17 protein-coding genes are annotated in these 17,828 nt (G+C 52.2%); 15 read left to right on the top strand and 2 right to left on the bottom strand.

The annotated features are described in order from the left end of the window. Positions 1 to 43 precede the first annotated feature (43 nt). From sigF to lysA, 11 genes are all read left to right on the top strand, one after another. On the top strand, positions 44 to 817 hold the full coding sequence (gene sigF / locus ACOBQJ_RS01940) for an RNA polymerase sporulation sigma factor SigF (RefSeq protein ID WP_421070022.1): 774 nt from the start codon (positions 44 to 46) through the stop codon (positions 815 to 817). Positions 818 to 1,036: 219 nt separating this feature from the next. After that, complete coding sequence (locus tag ACOBQJ_RS01935) at positions 1,037 to 1,231, top strand: dodecin family protein (RefSeq protein ID WP_421070021.1); 195 nt, start codon at positions 1,037 to 1,039, stop codon at positions 1,229 to 1,231. A gap of 80 nt (positions 1,232 to 1,311) precedes the next feature. Beyond that, on the top strand, positions 1,312 to 1,767 hold the full coding sequence (gene spoVAC / locus ACOBQJ_RS01930) for a stage V sporulation protein AC (RefSeq protein ID WP_421070020.1): 456 nt from the start codon (positions 1,312 to 1,314) through the stop codon (positions 1,765 to 1,767). Positions 1,768 to 1,834: 67 nt separating this feature from the next. Next, positions 1,835 to 2,848, top strand: coding sequence for a stage V sporulation protein AD (gene spoVAD, locus ACOBQJ_RS01925; protein WP_421070019.1), 1,014 nt, complete (start codon positions 1,835 to 1,837; stop codon positions 2,846 to 2,848). Positions 2,849 to 2,861: 13 nt separating this feature from the next. Then, complete coding sequence (gene spoVAE, locus ACOBQJ_RS01920; RefSeq protein WP_421070018.1) at positions 2,862 to 3,218, top strand: stage V sporulation protein AE; 357 nt, start codon at positions 2,862 to 2,864, stop codon at positions 3,216 to 3,218. Positions 3,219 to 3,226: 8 nt separating this feature from the next. Beyond that, positions 3,227 to 3,784, top strand: a complete 558-nt coding sequence (locus ACOBQJ_RS01915) for a stage V sporulation protein AE (RefSeq protein ID WP_421070017.1) — start codon at positions 3,227 to 3,229, stop codon at positions 3,782 to 3,784. A gap of 102 nt (positions 3,785 to 3,886) precedes the next feature. Then, positions 3,887 to 4,867, top strand: coding sequence for an acyl-CoA dehydratase activase-related protein (locus ACOBQJ_RS01910; protein ID WP_421070016.1), 981 nt, complete (start codon positions 3,887 to 3,889; stop codon positions 4,865 to 4,867). Between the two features lie 512 nt (positions 4,868 to 5,379). Then, complete coding sequence (locus tag ACOBQJ_RS01905; protein WP_421070015.1) at positions 5,380 to 6,480, top strand: CoA protein activase; 1,101 nt, start codon at positions 5,380 to 5,382, stop codon at positions 6,478 to 6,480. Further along, a complete protein-coding gene (locus ACOBQJ_RS01900; protein ID WP_421070014.1) occupies positions 6,477 to 7,451 on the top strand; it encodes an acyl-CoA dehydratase activase in 975 nt (324 codons plus the stop codon). The genes ACOBQJ_RS01905 and ACOBQJ_RS01900 overlap by 4 nt, the downstream gene beginning before the upstream one ends. A 98-nt stretch (positions 7,452 to 7,549) precedes the next feature. Then, positions 7,550 to 8,905 (top strand): TrpB-like pyridoxal phosphate-dependent enzyme, encoded by a 1,356-nt coding sequence (locus tag ACOBQJ_RS01895; protein ID WP_421070013.1) that lies wholly within the window; start codon positions 7,550 to 7,552, stop codon positions 8,903 to 8,905. 145 nt (positions 8,906 to 9,050) lie between these two features. Further along, on the top strand, positions 9,051 to 10,385 hold the full coding sequence (gene lysA, locus ACOBQJ_RS01890) for a diaminopimelate decarboxylase (protein ID WP_421070012.1): 1,335 nt from the start codon (positions 9,051 to 9,053) through the stop codon (positions 10,383 to 10,385). 92 nt (positions 10,386 to 10,477) lie between these two features. Here lysA and ACOBQJ_RS01885 read toward each other — a convergent pair whose 3' ends face one another. Further along, positions 10,478 to 11,221 (bottom strand): Dps family protein, encoded by a 744-nt coding sequence (locus tag ACOBQJ_RS01885; RefSeq protein WP_421070011.1) that lies wholly within the window; start codon positions 11,219 to 11,221, stop codon positions 10,478 to 10,480. 209 nt (positions 11,222 to 11,430) lie between these two features. On the opposite strand from ACOBQJ_RS01885, the gene ACOBQJ_RS01880 reads away from it, so the two are divergent. Genes ACOBQJ_RS01880 through trpS form a run of 3 tightly spaced genes read left to right on the top strand, consistent with a single transcriptional unit; the run spans position 11,431 to position 15,699 of the window. Then, positions 11,431 to 14,070 carry a CBS domain-containing protein gene (locus ACOBQJ_RS01880; protein WP_421070010.1) on the top strand — a complete coding sequence of 880 codons (2,640 nt, stop codon included), beginning with the start codon at positions 11,431 to 11,433 and terminating at the stop codon, positions 14,068 to 14,070. Next, positions 14,063 to 14,680, top strand: a complete 618-nt coding sequence (locus tag ACOBQJ_RS01875) for a site-2 protease family protein (RefSeq protein WP_421070009.1) — start codon at positions 14,063 to 14,065, stop codon at positions 14,678 to 14,680. Before ACOBQJ_RS01880 ends, ACOBQJ_RS01875 begins: the two co-directional genes overlap by 8 nt. Positions 14,681 to 14,724: 44 nt before the next feature. Then, positions 14,725 to 15,699: a tryptophan--tRNA ligase gene (gene trpS, locus ACOBQJ_RS01870; RefSeq protein WP_421070008.1), complete on the top strand. Its 975-nt coding sequence runs from the start codon at positions 14,725 to 14,727 to the stop codon at positions 15,697 to 15,699. A gap of 75 nt (positions 15,700 to 15,774) precedes the next feature. Here the strand turns inward: trpS and ACOBQJ_RS01865 are convergent, their stop codons facing one another. Then, positions 15,775 to 16,941, bottom strand: coding sequence for a stalk domain-containing protein (locus tag ACOBQJ_RS01865; RefSeq protein WP_421070007.1), 1,167 nt, complete (start codon positions 16,939 to 16,941; stop codon positions 15,775 to 15,777). A gap of 186 nt (positions 16,942 to 17,127) precedes the next feature. On the opposite strand from ACOBQJ_RS01865, the gene ACOBQJ_RS01860 reads away from it, so the two are divergent. After that, positions 17,128 to 17,811 (top strand): DUF2953 domain-containing protein, encoded by a 684-nt coding sequence (locus tag ACOBQJ_RS01860; RefSeq protein ID WP_421070006.1) that lies wholly within the window; start codon positions 17,128 to 17,130, stop codon positions 17,809 to 17,811. Positions 17,812 to 17,828 lie beyond the last annotated feature (17 nt).

Genomic DNA, 17,828 nt, shown 5'->3' with positions numbered 1-17,828 from the left:
AGACTTTAAAGTATTTATTGGGTTACAGTCAGGAGATGGATTTATGAGCAGCAGGTTGGTCGATATGAACCTGCCCCGCTTTCCGCTGTTAAAGGACAAAGAGATACGCGATTTGCTGATCAGGTCTAAAGCTGGTGACAACCTGGCTCGGGACAAGTTGGTCAACTGCAACTTGAAGCTCGTATTTAATATTGTACGGCGCTTTCAAAACAGGGGCCATGAGCTGGAAGATTTATTTCAAATCGGCTGTATCGGCTTGATGAAAGCTATAGATAAATTTGATCTCGGTTACGACGTCAAGTTTTCTACCTATGCCGTCCCGATGATCGTGGGGGAAATCAGGAGGTTTCTTAGAGACGACAACCCGGTTAAAGTCAGCCGCTCCGTCAAGGAGACCGCGTATAAGATACAGCAGGTAAGGGACCTTTTGACCGCGCGCCTGGGCCGGGAGCCTTCAATCGGGGAAGTGGCGTCTGAACTGGGCCTGTCCAGGGAAGAAGTTACAACCGCCATGGAGGCTACCCAGTCTCCGACCTCCATCTATGAGACGCTGCACCAGGAGGACGGAGATCCGATCTACCTGCTGGACCAGTTGAAGGGCGAAGAGGAAGGAGATATACCGTGGCTGGAAAGCCTTTCTGTCAAAGAGCTTTTAAACAGCCTCCCGGAAAGAGACAGAAACATAATAACCTGGCGGTTCTTTGAGGACAAAACGCAGTCAGAGATCGCCGGGAGACTAGGGTTGTCCCAGGTCCAGGTCTCCCGCCTGGAAAGGCAGGCCTTGAAAAAGCTGAAAGACTTAATTGGCAGCGGCTGAACATAAAACAAGCAAATTGATTCCTGCCAAGACCGTGTCAAGGGGACGGTTCTCTTGACACGATCGTGTCAGAAGAACCGTCCCCTTGACACGAATTCCCGCCCGACCTTCTTTAAGGCGGGTTTTTACTTTTTCCATCCCTAGTAAAAGTTGACGCATAAAAAAACATTCATAACACATACTACAAATTGCCAAAAAAACAAAAAGGGGGATAAAACTGTGCACGTAAAAGTATCAGAACTGGTGGGAGAGTCTGGTGACAGCTGGAAGGGAGCCGTCCAGTCAGCCATTACAGAGGCTTCAAGATCTATGAAAAATATTGTTGCCGTGGAAATTGTAAATTTTACAGCTAATGTTGAAGACGGCCGCTTGGTCGAGTACAAGGCAAATGTTAAAATTGCCCACACCGATTAACAAATCTGAGGGACACCGGCAGGTGTCCTTTTTTGTATAACGCCATATAATCGTGGAAACAATGAAAAAGAGGTGAAAGTATGGCCAATACTTTAATTCAAGAAATACAAAAACAGGAATACACGGAAATGGTCAAGCAGTTAAGGCCCAGGCCGAGGATCTGGCGCAACGTCTTCTGGGCTTTTATTGTCGGGGGCTTTATCTGCCTGGTCGGCCAGTTTTTACTCAGGTTTTTCCTTGGTCTTGGCCTGAATATAAATGAGGCCGGTTCAGCAGCATCGGCCACACTGGTGTTTATAGCGGCGCTGTTAACCGGACTTGGGGTTTACGATGAAATAAGCCGTTTTGGGGGCGCCGGCGGTATTGTGCCCATCACCGGCTTTGCCAACTCCATGGTTTCCCCGGCCCTTGAATACCGTGCCGAGGGGCTGGTGTTCGGGGTCGGCGCCAGGCTCTTTACCATCGCGGGACCAGTGCTGGTCTGGGGAATATTTACCGCCTGGGCCGCGGCTCTCCTGTACTATTTCTTTAGATAATGTCTTCGGACAAGTCCATCGGGTTTGCCCTAAAGGTTTTATAATTTTCCGCAAGGGAGGCCAAAAATTGGCGGCTCCTAAAAAAAACGGGATGCAGACTGTCGTGTTCCAAAACCCGCCTGTGATTATTTCCACAGCTTCAGTTGTGGGGTCCAGGGAAGGCGACGGCCCTCTGGCCGGGACTTTTGACAAAGTTGTCACCGATACCTATTACGGCGAAGACTCCTGGGAAAAAGCCGAGCAGCGGATGATGTTTGACTCGATGAAAAAAGCGCTGCAAAAAGCCAGCCTCAAGGAAAACGATATAGACTTCATGCTGGCCGGGGACCTGTTGAACCAGATTATTAGCTCGAGTTTTACCGCCAGGACTATGGGCATACCTTTCCTGGGCCTTTATGGAGCCTGCTCGACGATGTACGAGGGTTTAGCGGTCGGGGCGATGCTGGTCGACGGCGGCTATGCAGACAGGGTACTGGCGGGTACTTCCAGCCATTACTGCACCGCTGAAAGGCAATACCGTTTCCCGACCGAACTGGGGGTGCAGCGCTCGATGACCGCCCAGTGGACAGTGACCGGAGCGGGCTCGGTAATACTGGCCAGGGAAGGGTCCGGGCCTGTGATTACCCATGCCACTATAGGAAAGGTGATTGACATGGGGCAGGGTGATTCACAGGATATGGGCGCGGCGATGGCCCCGGCCGCAGCGGACACTATCGCCCGGCACTTTATGGATACCGGGCGAAAACCTGAAGATTATGACCTGATTATCACCGGTGATCTCGCCGCCTTCGGCAAAAAGCTCACGGAGGAGTTGGTAAGGCAGAAAGGGTATGATATTTCCAATCGCTATACTGACTGTGGCATTTTAATATACAGCGGTTCCCAGGATGTCCACGCCGGTGGAAGCGGGTGCGGCTGCTCAGCGGTGGTGACCTGCGGTTACCTGATGGGACTGCTTGACAGCGGGCGTTACAAGCGCATCCTTGGCGTCGGCACAGGGGCCCTGCTCAGCAGCTGCAGCGTGCAGCAGGGAGAAACTGTTCCCGGTATTGGCCACGCTGTTGTAATAGAAAAGCTATAAGGGGGAAAAATAGTTGGATTTTTTTCTGGCGTTTGTTGTCGGCGGCGCCATTTGCGTGGTCGGCCAGCTGCTGATGGACCTGACAAGCTATAAATTCACACCGGCACATGTACTGGTTACATTTGTGAGCGCCGGCGCCGTTATCAGCGCCCTGGGATTATACCAGCCGCTGGTTGACCTGGCCGGAGCGGGAGCTACGGTACCCCTGACCGGTTTCGGCCACCTGCTCGCCCAGGGGGCGATAAACGGAGTGGCCCAAAAAGGAATTTTAGGCGCTTTTTCCGGGGGAGTAACTGCGGCCGCGGCAGGCATAACAGCGGCAGTTGTTTTCGGTTACCTCGCGGCGCTGACCTTCAAAGCGAGGGGGTAGGTTTGACCTTGTCCGTAAATAAAAGAAAAGTAATCCTCGTCACCGACGGTGACATGATCGCGAAGGGAGCGGTCGAAACGGCAGCCCGGAATATCGGGGCCCGCTGTATTTCACGCTCCGCCGGCAATCCGACCACCCAATCAGGCCAGGAACTTGTGGCCCTGATTAAAACCGCGCCGAGTGATCCGGTTGTAGTAATGCTTGATGACCGGGGTTACAACGGCCAGGGCCGGGGCGAGGAAGCCATGGCCTACATCGCCAGGCATCCGGAGATCCAGGTCCTCGGGGTCCTGGCGGTGGCTTCAAACACCGCGAAAGTATGCGGCTGTGAGGTTGACCTATCAGTCTCCAGGGACGGTGAAATTATTGAGGATCCGGTCGATAAGCTGGGCCGGCCGGCAGACAACCTGCTGAAAGGCGATACGGTGGAGATAATAGACAGCCTGGACATACCCCTGATCGTCGGCATAGGCGATATCGGCAAAATGGACGGCGCGGACGATGTGGAAAAAGGAGCGCCGCTTACCACCAGGGCGCTTAAAACCATACTGGAAAGGAGCCATTAAACGATCAGGCAGGATGATTTTGCGTTTTGTCCCGGTTAATTAATAGTATATCTTTTATTTTTTTTGCCCATAATTAAAAGAAATTTACCCGGAGGAGTTTTCATGTCGCTGAAAATTGGCATCCCCAGGTCGCTTCTTTATTATTACTATTATCCGTTATGGCGGGTTTTTTTTGAGGAACTGGGCGCTGAAGTTGTGCTTTCATCCCACTCGGCCAAAGGGATCCTGGCGGAAGGTTTGAAAAACGCGGTGGACGAAGTATGCCTGCCGGTTAAAATGTTCTACGGCCATGTGCTGGACCTGTCTGGAAAGGCGGATATGATTTTTCTTCCGAGGATCGTCAGCGTCCATAAGCGGGAATATATATGCCCGAAGTTTTTGGGCCTGCCTGACATGATCCGCTGCCTGAAAAACCTTCCCCCTTTAATAGAAGTCGATATAAACCTTTATAAAAACAATAAGGACTTTTTCAGCGCTGTGACAAACATAGGAAACATTTTCACCAAAAACCGGCTTGAAATATGGCAGGCCTGCCTGAAAGCACTTAAGGTCCAAAAGAAATATTTCAAGTTGATGCAGATGGGGTTGATGCCATCTGAAGCGCTGGCCATTATTGAAGGCAGGGTGGAAGACAAAGCGCTGCCTGAAGGGGATGAACTGCTGATCGTCCTGATCGGGCACCCTTATAATATTTACGACCCTTATATAAGCATGGACATAATCAGCCGCCTCCGCTCCATGGGCGCTGTGGTGGCGACAGCGGAACACGTTTCCGAAAAGATTATCAAAAGCAACGCGGCGCGCCTGCCCAAAAAACTTTTCTGGACCCTGGGCAGCCGGATGATCGGGGCGGCTTTTCATTATCTCGAACAGCCGGATGTTTCAGGTATGGTCCACGTCGCCGCTTTCGGCTGCGGACCTGATTCCATGACCGGCGAGATAATAGAGAGGTATGCCCGCCGCGCCGGCATGCCGTTTTTAAGCCTGACCCTGGACGAACACACCGGGGAGGCCGGGATTTTGACCAGGTTGGAGGCCTTTTTGGATATGGTGCGCTGGAGAAAAGCAGCCTGTGGATACTAAGACATAAGAATGGGGACACAACCCCGCTTCTGCAACTTTATATCTTTACATGTTACCAGACGGCGGAATGGGGACATACCTCCCTCATAAGCATTCCTGCATGCTGAGGAATGTCCCCGATGGTATTTCTAAGAGGCTTATTCTCTCGAACGTGTCATGAGGACAGTTCTGTTGACACGCTTTTATCTCAAGACTTAATATTAGAAATCGTGTCAACAAAACCGTCCCCAAGACACGCTCGGCGGACCGTTCCCAAGACACGCTCGGCGGGCCGTTCCCAAGACACGCTCGGCGGACTGTTCCCTGGAGGATCGCCCGCGGTCAACAAAACCATCCCGGACAAGCTCATACTCTGCAAGGGAGCAGCCGGTTTCAAACACCATGGACTTTCACTTGTTTAATTTATCCACAGACTGAGGAGGGTAAATCTCACTCTGTAAAAGTGACGAGGACATACTTCTGTTGGTCCATTACTTATTGAGGGAAAATTAACCCGGGATAAGGAGGGAGCTATGCGCGTTACATTTCCCCATATGGGGAACTTATATATTCCGATCAAGGCGATGCTTCAATACCTGGGCGTCGATGTGGTAGTGCCGCCGCCTTCCAGTAAGAGGACACTTACCATCGGGGCCAAATACGGGCCTGAATTCGCCTGCCTGCCGCTGAAATTAAATTTGGGCAACTTTATCGAGGCTCACGAAAAAGGGGCGGACACAATTATTATGGCCGGCGGGTGCGGGCCCTGCCGTTTCGGGTACTATGCCCAAATAGAGCATGCCATACTTAAAGATCTGGGCCATGACATGAAGCTTATTGTGTTAGAGCCGCCTCAAAAGCATTTGTCCGAGCTGCTGGCCAAAATAAAGGAATTGTCGGGTAACAGCTCCTGGTGGCAGATATTTCAGGCCATACGCTTCGGGTACCGTAAGGCAAGGGCTGTGGATGAGGTGGAAATGGCGTCCTTTCGCTCCAGGCCGAGGGAAGCAACGCCGGGTTCAACGGACAGGGCCTATATGAAGTCATTGGAGAAATTGGACAGAGCTGATTCTCAGGCAGCTTTTGTAGAGGCCGTAAGAAACGCGGGCGAAATAATGTCCGGCGTTGACGTGGACAGTAAAAGGCAGGTTGTGAAAGTGGGGCTGGTCGGGGAAATCTACACCCTGCTGGACCCTTTTTCCAACCAGTACCTGGAGAGGACCCTGGGGCGTTTGGGGGCTGAGGTCGACCGTTCAATATACCTGAGCGAATGGGTAAATAATCATATATTCATGGGCCTGCTCAAGGGGCACAGGTCCAGAAAAGAAGCATGTGAGGCGGCTCACCCCTACCTGCGGCATTTTGTCGGCGGCCACGGTCAGGAAAGCGTGGGAAACGCTGTGAACTTTGCCCGGGCGGGTTATGACGGCATCATTCAGGTTTTCCCTTTCACCTGCATGCCTGAAATAGTGGCGGAAAGTATATTGCCTGAAATGAGAGCTGACTATGGGATGCCGGTTATGACAATGATCATGGACGAGCATACCGGCGAGGCCGGGACCCTGACCCGTCTCGAAGCTTTTGTCGACCTGCTGGCCAGGAAAAAAGAAGCGAAGGAGGTAACCTGCAATTGAAAGGTTATATCGGTATAGATGTCGGTTCAGTCAGCACCAACATTGTTTTCATAGATGACGGCGGGGCTGTCTCCGAATCAATTTACCTGAGGACGCAAGGCCAGCCCATCGCCATGGTGCAGAAAGGCCTGAAGGAACTGCGCGACAGGCTGCCCGCCGCTGCCAGGGTAAGAGGAGTCGGCGCCACCGGCAGCGGCAGAAACCTGACCGGTATTATCGTGGGAGCGGACGCGGTTAAAAATGAGATAACTGCTCACGCTGTCGCCACTTCCCAGGTAGTCCCGGGAGTGCAGACAATTTTGGAGATAGGGGGGCAGGACTCCAAGATTATTATCCTGCGCAACGGTGTGGTCGCGGATTTTGCCATGAATACAGTGTGCGCGGCAGGTACCGGGTCTTTTCTGGACCAGCAGGCCGCCCGCCTGAATATTCCCATAGACAAGTTCGGAGAGATCGCCCTGCAGTCCGGATCATCAGTCAGGATCGCCGGCCGGTGCGCCGTTTTTGCGGAATCAGACATGATCCACAAGCAGCAGATGGGGTGCGGGCTGCCGGATATACTGGCAGGCCTGTGCGAGGCCCTGGTGCGCAACTACCTCAACAACGTCGGTAAGGGCAAAGAAATTTTGCCTCCGGTGGTCTTTCAGGGCGGGGTGGCAGCCAATGTGGGCATGATCAGGGCGTTTGAAAAGGCCCTTGAAATGCCTGTAAAAGTGCCGCCATACTATAATGTCATGGGAGCGGTGGGGGCGGCCCTCCTGGCGCGGGAGGCGGCGGAAAAAAAAGGGTACAGCCTCTTTAAAGGTTTCAGGGTGTCAAATATGGAGTATAAGACCGGCAGCTTTGAATGCCCCGGGTGTTCCAACCTTTGTGAAGTGGTGCAGATTAAAGAAGAGGGGAAAATAATCGCCCGCTGGGGAGACCGCTGCGGCAAGTGGTCAAACGCGGTCAGAGAAGAAAAAATTAGCTGACAAATTATATGTATTTTACATATTGCCTAAATAATGGCCTTTAAGTTAAAATGTTTTTAGCTGTTTCCAAAAACCAGAGTGGAGAGGAGAAAGAAGAGATGAGTAAAGTGAAAATTTTTCTGGAAGAAAGAGACATGCCGAGGGCTTGGTACAACATCCAGGCCGACATGCCGAACCTGCCCCAGCCGCCGCTGCACCCCGGCACAAAGAAGCCGGTGGGACCCGATGACCTGTCCCCGATTTTCCCGATGGGCCTGATCCAGCAGGAAGTCACTACGGAACGGTGGATAGAGATACCCGATGAAGTTATGGAGATCTACAAGATCTGGCGGCCATCGCCCCTTTACAGGGCCCGCCGCCTGGAGAAAGCGCTTGACACCCCGGCGAAAATATACTACAAGTATGAGGGTGTCAGCCCAGCCGGCAGCCACAAACTGAACACATCTGTTCCGCAGGTTTATTATAATAAAGTTGAAGGGATAAAAAGAATCGCCACCGAGACGGGGGCCGGACAGTGGGGCGTAGCCCTGTCCCAGGCCTGCAACTTCTTCGGTTTGGAATGCACCGTTTACATGGTTAAAGTGAGTTACCACCAGAAACCCTACCGCCGCACTATGATGGAGACTTTTGGCGCGGAAGTGTTTGCCAGCCCAAGTGAACAAACCAGTACCGGCCGGCAGATCCTTAAAGAAGATCCGGAATCCCTGGGCAGCCTTGGTATGGCCATCAGCGAGGCGGTGGAGGACGCCGCGGGCCGCGACGACACCAACTATGCGCTGGGAAGCGTGCTGAACCATGTTATCCTGCACCAGACGGTTATCGGCCTGGAAGCTAAAAAGCAGCTTGAGATGGTTGATTTGTACCCGGACGTGGTTATAGCCTGCTGCGGCGGCGGCAGCAATTTTGGCGGGGCCGCCTTCCCCTTCGCCTACGATAAAATTAAAAAAGGCTCCAAAGTAAGGCTGCTGGCTGTAGAGCCAAGCGCCTGCCCCACACTTACCAGGGGCCACTTTGGCTATGACTTCGGCGACGTGGCCGGATTTACGCCGCTCCTGTGGATGTATACGCTGGGCAAGGATTTCATGCCCCCGGGTATTCACGCCGGCGGGCTGCGCTATCATGGCGATTCTCCGCTGGTAAGCCAGATCGTCCATGACGGAATTGCCGAAGCGCGGGCATACGGCCAAACCGCGGTATTCCAGTCTGCCATCCTTTTTGCCAAGACGGAAGGGACCATACCGGCCCCGGAATCGTCCCACGCCATCCATGGCGCGGTGGAAGAGGCTTTAGCGGCCAGGGAAGCCGGCGAGGCGAGGACCATCCTGTTTAACCTGAGCGGGCACGGCCTGTTGGACCTGCCTTCATACGAGACCTACCTTGATAAAAAGCTGGTGGATTACCCCCTGCCTGAGGAAAGCCTGAAAAAAGCCCTGGCAAATCTGCCGCAGATATAAATGGCTGCAAAATGACAAGACGGGGCGCCTTTAAACAGGCGCCTCTTTTTATTTCCTGACAATATTGATGGGCGCTTTGTTGTTTCCACGCATACTTTATATGAGTTAAACAACAGCGGAAAATTTTAGCAGCGGGAGGAGCACCATGAAGTTGAACGGTACCATGGCTGTAAACCAAAAAGGGCATCTGGAGATAGGCGGCTGCGACACGGTCGATTTGGCCGGTGAGTTCGGGACACCCTTATATGTGGTGGACGAAGCTCATTTCAGGCAGAATTGCCGCGACTACTGCCGTGCCTTTAAAGATAAATACGGCGCGGAAGTGATTTACGCTGGCAAAACCCTTTTAAATCTCGCTGTCTGCCGCATGGTGGATGAAGAGGGCCTTGGGCTCGACGTTGTTTCAGGCGGTGAACTATATACCGCTTTAAAGGCCGGTTTTCCAGCCGGGAGGGTCTATTTCCACGGGAACAACAAGTCGCCCGCGGAGCTGGAGATGGCTTTGGGCGCGGGAGTAAAGCGTATTATAGTGGACAGCTTGTTTGAGTTGGAGCTGTTGAATGAGATCGCCGGGACCGCAGGCAGCAAGGCCGGGATTATCCTCAGGCTGACCCCGGGAGTGGAGGCGCATACCCACGAGTATGTTAAGACCGGGCAGATAGATTGCAAATTCGGGCTTGTGATTGATAACGGCCAGGCCCTGGCTGTTGTCAAGCGGGCTCTTGAGATGGGAAATGTGGTTTTAAAGGGAATCCACTGCCATATAGGCTCGCAGATTTTTGATTTGGGCGCTTACTCCCATACCGCGCGGTTGATGATGTCATTTGCCAAACAAATATACGATGTTACAGGTTATGCCATCAAAGAACTGGACCTCGGCGGCGGGCTGGGAGTTTATTACACGGAGGGGGACCAGGCGCCCCTGGTGTCGGAATTCGCGGATACGGTAAGCAGATTTGTGTTGAAGAAAGCATCAGAATACGAAATGCCCGCGCCAAAAATCATTGTGGAACCAGGACGTTCCATAAGCGGGCCGGCCGGCAGCACCCTTTATACAGTGGGAGCGGTAAAGGAAATACCGGGAGTCCGCAAGTATATATCAGTCGACGGAGGAATGGGCGATAACCCGCGGCCCGCCCTGTACCAGTCAAGCTATGAGGCCTGTCTGGCCAACAAAGCAGGTATGGCGCCCGCGGAAGTGGTGTCAGTCGCGGGTAAATATTGTGAGTCGGGTGATATACTGATCCGGGATATCATCCTGCCCGCGGCGGCTGCCGGCGACATATTGGCAGTTTCCTGCACCGGCGCTTACAATTATTCCATGTCTATGAATTACAACCGCCTGCCCCGCCCGGCGATGGTGCTGGTTGGCGGCGGGCGGGCGGAACTGATCACCCGCCGCGAAAGTTACGAGGACTTGATTAAAAACGACCTTATACCGCAGAGGCTGGCCAGGGTTTATACCACAACGGGCGGTTGAAATCTGAAGATAAAAGATATTTTTATAAGCCTGCAGAAGCAAAGACAGCCCGCATTTATGGCTGTCTTTAATGTTGTATGTGTTTACTTCGATTACTGAAGTTTGCTGCCTGGAGGCATTGGCCGGTCACCGGCCCTGTCATCCTGCCTGTCCAGCAGATGGTTCATCCCCCGTACCAGGGTATCGTCCTCCAGTACACTATAGAGATGGTAGCCCAGGTCTTCCCGGTCAACAAGCACCTCTTCCAGGACCTGGACAGTGCCAAAATCATGGAGTTCATGGGCGCGAATAATTTGTCTCCGTATCATTTCCTGAATTTTTAACTCATGTTCAAGGTCATTCCGGATAAAGTCCCGCATGGTGTAGCGCCCTTCGACTTCGTGCTTGATATACGAGAGCTCGTGTTGAGTCACGGGATGAGCAGTGGGTACCATTCCAAGGCGGGCAACCCTTTCCCCAACCATATCAATATTCTTCTCGGTTTTGTCAATGTGCTCGTCGAGCAGGTGGTGGAGGCTGATAAAAGATTCCGCGCCCTCTGTCAGCCAGTGGTGCTTGTTATATTGGTGCAGGGCTACACTTAAGGCGCGCAGGTGATCGTCCAGCATCAATGCCATTTCATGGCGCACTTCTTTTGGCAGCCCGATACCAGCCCCAACGTCTTTGGTAGTCCTTGGCTGCTGCCTGAGGATCATTGAGTGAACGCTGGAATGACCCGGCATCTTGGGGTCGAACCCTGACTTGTTTAGGTTAAATTCACCCTTGAAATTACCCATGTTGTACATGACGCTGTTAATGTCTTGAGGCGTTTGAGATACATTCTGGATGTTTTCCATTTATACCCTCCTAAGTTCATGTTGGATTTGATCTATTTTTTTCAAATATCCGGGGAGATATGCATACTCTAAGACAAAACGCCATGTCTAATGTCTCGAATATATTGCAAGGATAATATATTGAGATTATCAGACGCCGGGTCGATGCTTTTTTAGTATGTGCTAGTGTGATATAATAAAATGCATATTTTGTAAGGTTGGTGCAGGCCGTGGAAATTATAACAACTCACACCAATACCGATATGGACGCCCTTGCTTCCATGGTGGCCGCCCAAAAGATCTACCCGGGCGCTGTGATGGTTTTCCCCGGGCCTCTTTTGAAAAACGTGGAAGAGTTCATGGCCCTGCATAAAGACACCCTGAATGTACGGACAGTAAGAGATATTGCCCCGGACTTGGTTACAAGAATTATCCTGGTCGACACTAAATCTGCAGGCCGCCTTGACAAGCTGGCTGGTTTGCTCGAAAAGCCCGGCGTCGAAGTACATATTTACGACCACCACCCGCGGGGTGAGGGGGACGCCACGGGAAAAGTAGAAGTCGTTGAAATGGTCGGGGCTACCACCACCTTGCTTGTTGAGAAGATGATCGAAATGGGTATTGTTATAACCCCGATGGAAGCGACAGTATTTTCGCTTGGTATTTATGAAGATACCGGCTCCCTTGTTTTCCCGAGCACCACGCCAAGAGACGCCGGCGCGGTAGCTTACCTCCTGGGCCAGGGAGCCAACCTGGCCGTGGTGGCCGAATTTCTTGAAAGGCCACTTACAGAAGGACAGCGGACCCTCTTGAAAGCCCTGCTGGTATCAGCCGAACATTATGATATAAACGGGATTAAAATCCTGATCGCAAAGGGGAACGTGGACGAATTTGTCGGCGGCCTTGACCTGCTCACCCACAAGCTGGTGGATTTTGCCCACCTGGACGCTGTCTTTACAGTGGTGGAAATGGACGACCGCGTTTATATCGTTGCCCGCAGCAGCATTCCCGAGGTCAGCGTCAAAGAAGTGCTTGAGGACCTGGGCGGCGGCGGCCATCCCGCAGCTGCCTCGGCCATAATAAAAAAGGCAAAAGTGGACCAGGTGGCGGACCTTCTCCTGGAGGCGATCCGTTTAAAGGTCAGGCCGCCGGCTACGGCCGCTGAAATCATGTCCAGCCCGGTGAAGACTATAACACCGGAAACAGTGATCGAGGAGGCCGGGCGGCTGATGCTGCGGTATGGCCACACCGGGCTGCCGGTGGTAAGGGGCGACCAGGTTGTGGGCGTGATCTCCCGCCGCGATGTCGAAAAAGCTTCCCACCACGGCCTGGGGCATGCCCCGGTAAAAGGGTTCATGACCAGCAACATGATTACTGTCAGCCCCGCGACCCCTGTTTCAATAGTGCGGGAACTGATGATCCAGCATGACATAGGACGCCTCCCCGTGCTTAAAGAGGGTAAACTGGTGGGGATAGTTTCCCGCACGGACGTACTGCGCACGCTGCACGGCGAGGTCCAGGTGAGGCATAAGAAAGTTTACAGCGGCGCCGCCTCTGAACAACCTCACACAAATATCAGGGAGCTTATGTACCGGGGGCTTTCATCTGAATACATGGAGATAATGGAGCGCGCCGGCGACATCTCTGCCTCCATGGGTTATAAAATATATGCGGCCGGCGGCATAGTGCGCGATCTCTTGCTGGGTATGGACTGCATCGACATAGACCTGGTGGTGGAAGGCGACGGTATTGAACTGGCCAGGCACCTGGGCAGGGATTTTGGCGGAAGGGTCAGGGTCCACCCGAAGTTTTTCACCGCCACTGTATATTTTCAGAACGGCCGGCAGGTGGATGTGGCCACGGCGAGGGTGGAGTTTTACCAGTACCCCGCGGCCATGCCCCAAATAGAAGCTTCATCGCTGCACCAGGACCTGTACAGGCGGGATTTTACTATCAACGCCATGGCAGTGTCGCTGAACAAGGATGATTTCGGATATATCGTTGACTTTTTCGGCGGCCGGGAGGACCTGGAACAGGGCCTGCTGCGGGTCCTGCACAACCTGAGCTTCGTGGAAGACCCGACCCGGATATTGAGAGGAATAAGGTTTGAAAAGAGATATAATATTACTCTTGAGCCGCAGACCCTGAAGTTGGTCAAGGAAGCTGTGCATAACAATATGCTCGCCAGGGTTTCCAAGGAGAGGGTATGGGAAGAATTAAAATATATCCTCCTGGAACCGCGCCCGAGTTCAGTGCTTGCGCGCCTGGTGGAACTGCAGCTTTGGGACAGCATTTTCAAGGGTGTGAAATATAAAGAAATTAAAGATGTGCTGGATGACCTGCATCGCTCGGTCAAAGTGCTCAGGTCCTGGGACCTGGCTGAACCGGACGAGCCATGGATGGTTTATTTCATTGCGGTGCTGCACCGGACGGACTGGGAAACGGCCGGTGTGATCTGCACGCGGTATAATCTTAACAAGCGTCAGGTTGAAAAGGTGGCCGCGGCGCTGAATGAATGGGAAAAAGCCGTGGCAGGCCTGGGAGATCCGGGTGGACTTTCTACCAGCGAACTGGCCAGGCGCGTGATGGCCGTGCCCAGGGAATGCTACCCGCTGATCCTGGCTTATTTCTCAGACAACGCGGCGCGGCGGAGGTTCCGCCAGGTGCTTTCCGCCATCTGCTACGACAAGCCCTCCATTAACGGAAAAGACCTGCGCAGCCTCGGTTTTCAGCCGGGACCCGCTTTCAAAAAAGCCCTGGACGCGGTATGGCAGGCCCGCCTGGACGGTGTGGTGCGGACCAGGGAGGAGGAACTCAGCTACGTGAAAGAATATCTTTCCGGCTATGAAGGAGCGATAAAGAGTGTTTGATCTGCCAAGCCTGCACGACATAGCTTTAATGCTGCCGGCAATCGTCCTCGGGCTGACTTTTCACGAGTACGCCCACGGCCTGGTGGCCCACTGGCTGGGAGACGATACAGCCCGCCTGCACGGCCGCCTGACTATTAACCCGGCGGCGCACGTCGATCCCGTCGGGCTGATCCTGCTTTTCCTGGCCGGGTTCGGCTGGGCCAAGCCGGTCCCGGTAAACCCCCTGAGGTTCAAAGGGGATATGCGCAGGGGCATGCTCCTGGTATCCCTGGCCGGGCCGGCGATGAATTTATTGATGGCTGTAGCGGCGGTTGTGGTCTACCGGGCGCTGGCAGGACTGCAGCTTCCTTATTTCACCTTGATCATGGCATACATCATCCAGATTAACGTGGTGCTGGCGATTTTTAACCTGATCCCGATACCCCCCCTGGACGGGTCGAAAATCCTGGCGGGCCTCCTGCCCGGCCGGCAGGAGTGGTTGTACCACCTTGAATCATATGGAATGATCGTATTGATCCTGCTGGTGGTTTCAGGGGCGATAGGATTTATTTTTAAAATTATTATCACCCCAGTGATTATTGCTTTATTGTCATTGGCCGGGATCATCTGATAATATAAACAACGGCTTTGTACCGATCACAAGGAGGCATATAAATGCGTATTCTTTCAGGAATTCAACCATCGGGGTCCCTGCACCTGGGCAATTATTTCGGGATGATGAAAAGGATGGTAGACTACCAAAAAAACAACGAGCTGTTTTGTTTCCTGGTAAACTACCACGCCCTGACTTCGGTTTTCGACGCCGCTTTCTTAAGGCGCCAGACTTATGAAGCAGCCTGTGATTTTTTAGCCCTGGGCCTTGATCCCAATAAGTCAGTATTCTATATACAGTCCGATGTACCGGAGGTAACCGAGCTGACCTGGCTTCTTTCCAACGTCACCGGCATGGGCCTGCTGGAGCGCAACCATTCTTACAAGGACAAGGTAGCCAAGGGCATCCCCGCCAGCCACGGCCTGTTTTCCTACCCGGTGCTGATGGCGGCGGACATCCTGATGTACGGTGCGGACAAGGTCCCCGTGGGCAAAGACCAAAAGCAGCACCTTGAGATCGCCAGGGACATTGCCTTCCGCTTCAACTCCACTTACGGCGAGACCTTTGTGGTGCCGGAGCCGGACATAGAGGACGACCTGGCGGTAGTGCCGGGCATTGACGGCCAGAAAATGTCCAAGTCATACGGTAACGCCATCGAGATTTTCAGCGACGAGAAAACTTTAAAGAAAAAAGTAATGAGCATCAAGACAGACTCCACGCCGGTGGACCAGCCAAAACCGGTTGAGGGGAACCCCCTTTACGATATTTATGCCCTGTTTTTAGACGCGCGGGGCAAAGCAGAGCTCAAGGAGAGGCTGCTCACTCCGGGCCTGAAATACGGTGACCTGAAAAAAGAAATTTTCGGCGTGATCTGGGACTACTTCGAGCCCTTCAGGAACGAGCGGAAAAAACTTTCTGAGGATAGGGGTTTCGTGGTGGACACCATGAAAAAAGGCGCCAGCAAGGCCAGGCAAGTCGCCTCGGTATACCTGGAAAAAGCCAGGCACAACGTGGGGCTGGACTACTGGAACGAATAGAACAACAAGCCGTCGGTTCAAAGCCGGCGGCTTTTTCTAATAATGGGACGTTCTTTTGTCTCCAAATGGGTTTGTTTAAGGCCGGTAGTTCCAATGCCAGGTTTCATAAAAGTTAATTTTTCCGTCCGTGAAATAAGGCTCCCATGACCTATCGTCCACCGCATGGTTGAGGGGGGTGAATGAGTATGCGGCAGCGTTTTTTTCCAGCCATTTTAACTCGTACGACTGGGCTCTTCCGGTTTGCGGGTCCGAGGTGTTAAAGTCAATAGCCCTGCCCCACCCATGCGGACTGTTGCCCGGTACGGCAGCGGTCGCAGAGCCGTCCTCATCAAACAAGTTCACCTGCTCTTCATATGAACGGTAGCCGCTGGTTGATTTATTCGCTTTGAAACAGTTCATATCATTATTGGGATCTTTTGCCGCCGCCTGTACCAGAGTGGCCCAGCCAACAGCCGTTATTTCGGGGAGAAGGGCATGCGGCCCCTTGTCAGAAGGGATTACAGCCATTTTGCTTCTATCAAGCCGCCCGTTAAGCGCGGGATTGTTGGATAAAGGATCAAGCTGCTTACCTTCGAGCTTCATGATTTCGCTGTAGGTGCGACCGTTAATACAACATTGTTCAAGGGCGGACCTGGTATCCGCGTCAAACAGGCCTGTAATTTTTAAACCCATTTTGAACTGGAATAAGATTAAACTCGAAGATGTTAGAACGACCTGGCCGTCTATACTCTCGGAATCACGGCTTCCTGTGTTAAACCCAAGTATAGTTAGGTAGCCCTGAGCTTTTTGGTAGTCGTTATATATACCCGGCGAAGGTTGAACGGCAGTGCCTGGCATGTCTGAGTAGATAGTTACGGTTTCCCTTGCCCCATCCCAGTCCACTCTGCATTCCAGCGACTCGGATATAAATCGCAGCGGTACCATGGTATGCCCTCCGATAACCTTGGCCGGTGTATTAAGTTTAACCTCCTGTCCGTTTATATAAGACGGCCCGCCGACAATAAGCTTTATCCTGGTTGAGCCTTTCTCAGCCGTTACTGATTGAGTTGCGTCGTTCCACCAGACAACAGCGCCGACAGCCTCAAAAATTGCCCTTAAGGGAACAAGGACGCTGCCGTTCTCAATAACAGGGGGTGAACTGAATTGAACCGGTTTGCCGTCCAAAAGGACAGTTGGGGTGGCTGACGCAATTTGGCTGAAACCTATTGTTAAAACAATAGATAGTAATAAAATTCGTTTCATAATTAACCTCCTAGAGTGCCTTCATAAATATTTCTCTTGTTGCCTGATTTTCCCCTTCATAAATATCAAAAAACCCGATTTAACATCGCCCGTATTTTTCAGAACAAAGTGAAGTCGGATATAACTGCGGTGCTGCCGTATATTCCCGCCCAAAGGTGGAAAAATATGCCCGGGGGAGGGAAGCAGGTGGGCAGGGCATTCCTACCGGTTATTCTCGCGTCGATCTTTCTGCTTGTCATTTTCCTCACGAAAATAACCCTGCGTCTGAGTTATCGCAAGCAGGGAAAGGACGATCATTTCGCGTTCGGTTTTTCGCTTTGGCGCGGCTTAATCCATTACAAGCTGGAAATACCGGTTATTAAAATGCAGGATTATGATAAAGAACCGAAAAAAGAGCGGCAGTGGCTGAAACCGCTGCTTTGGCCCAGGCCCGCGTTTAAAATCAAGGCGGAAATTGAAGGCAAAAGCGGCAGGCTCTTATCAGAAGAAAAAAAGAAAGTCCGTATTCCGGGACCGGCCAAATTGCTAAACATTTTGTATAATGCAATCTTAAAGGTTAAAAAATATTACCCCGTGATTTTATATCTTATCAGACATATTAAAGTAAGACGTTTTCACTGGCGTACTGAAATAGGCGTCGGTGAACCGTCCCAGACCGGAATATTAGCCGGCACAGCCTGGGGATTAAAGGGTTTTGTTTTGAGCTGGGTATACCATATGTTAGCGGCAGGTGTGAGTAATCCGGTCATAAATGTCACGCCAAATTTTAAAAAGGCCTGCTTCAACACTAACCTTGATTGCATATTTGAGATAAGAATTGGCTATATTATCTTCACAAGTTTTAAGGCCCTGGTTATCAGACTAAAATAAAAGGGTGGGTGATATGG

This window comes from Pelotomaculum propionicicum, assembly GCF_048984525.1.
In the GTDB taxonomy this organism is placed as follows: domain Bacteria; phylum Bacillota; class Desulfotomaculia; order Desulfotomaculales; family Pelotomaculaceae; genus Syntrophopropionicum; species Syntrophopropionicum propionicicum_A.
Note: the sequence above shows the minus strand (reverse complement) of the source record. Positions and strands in the feature narration are given on the sequence as shown.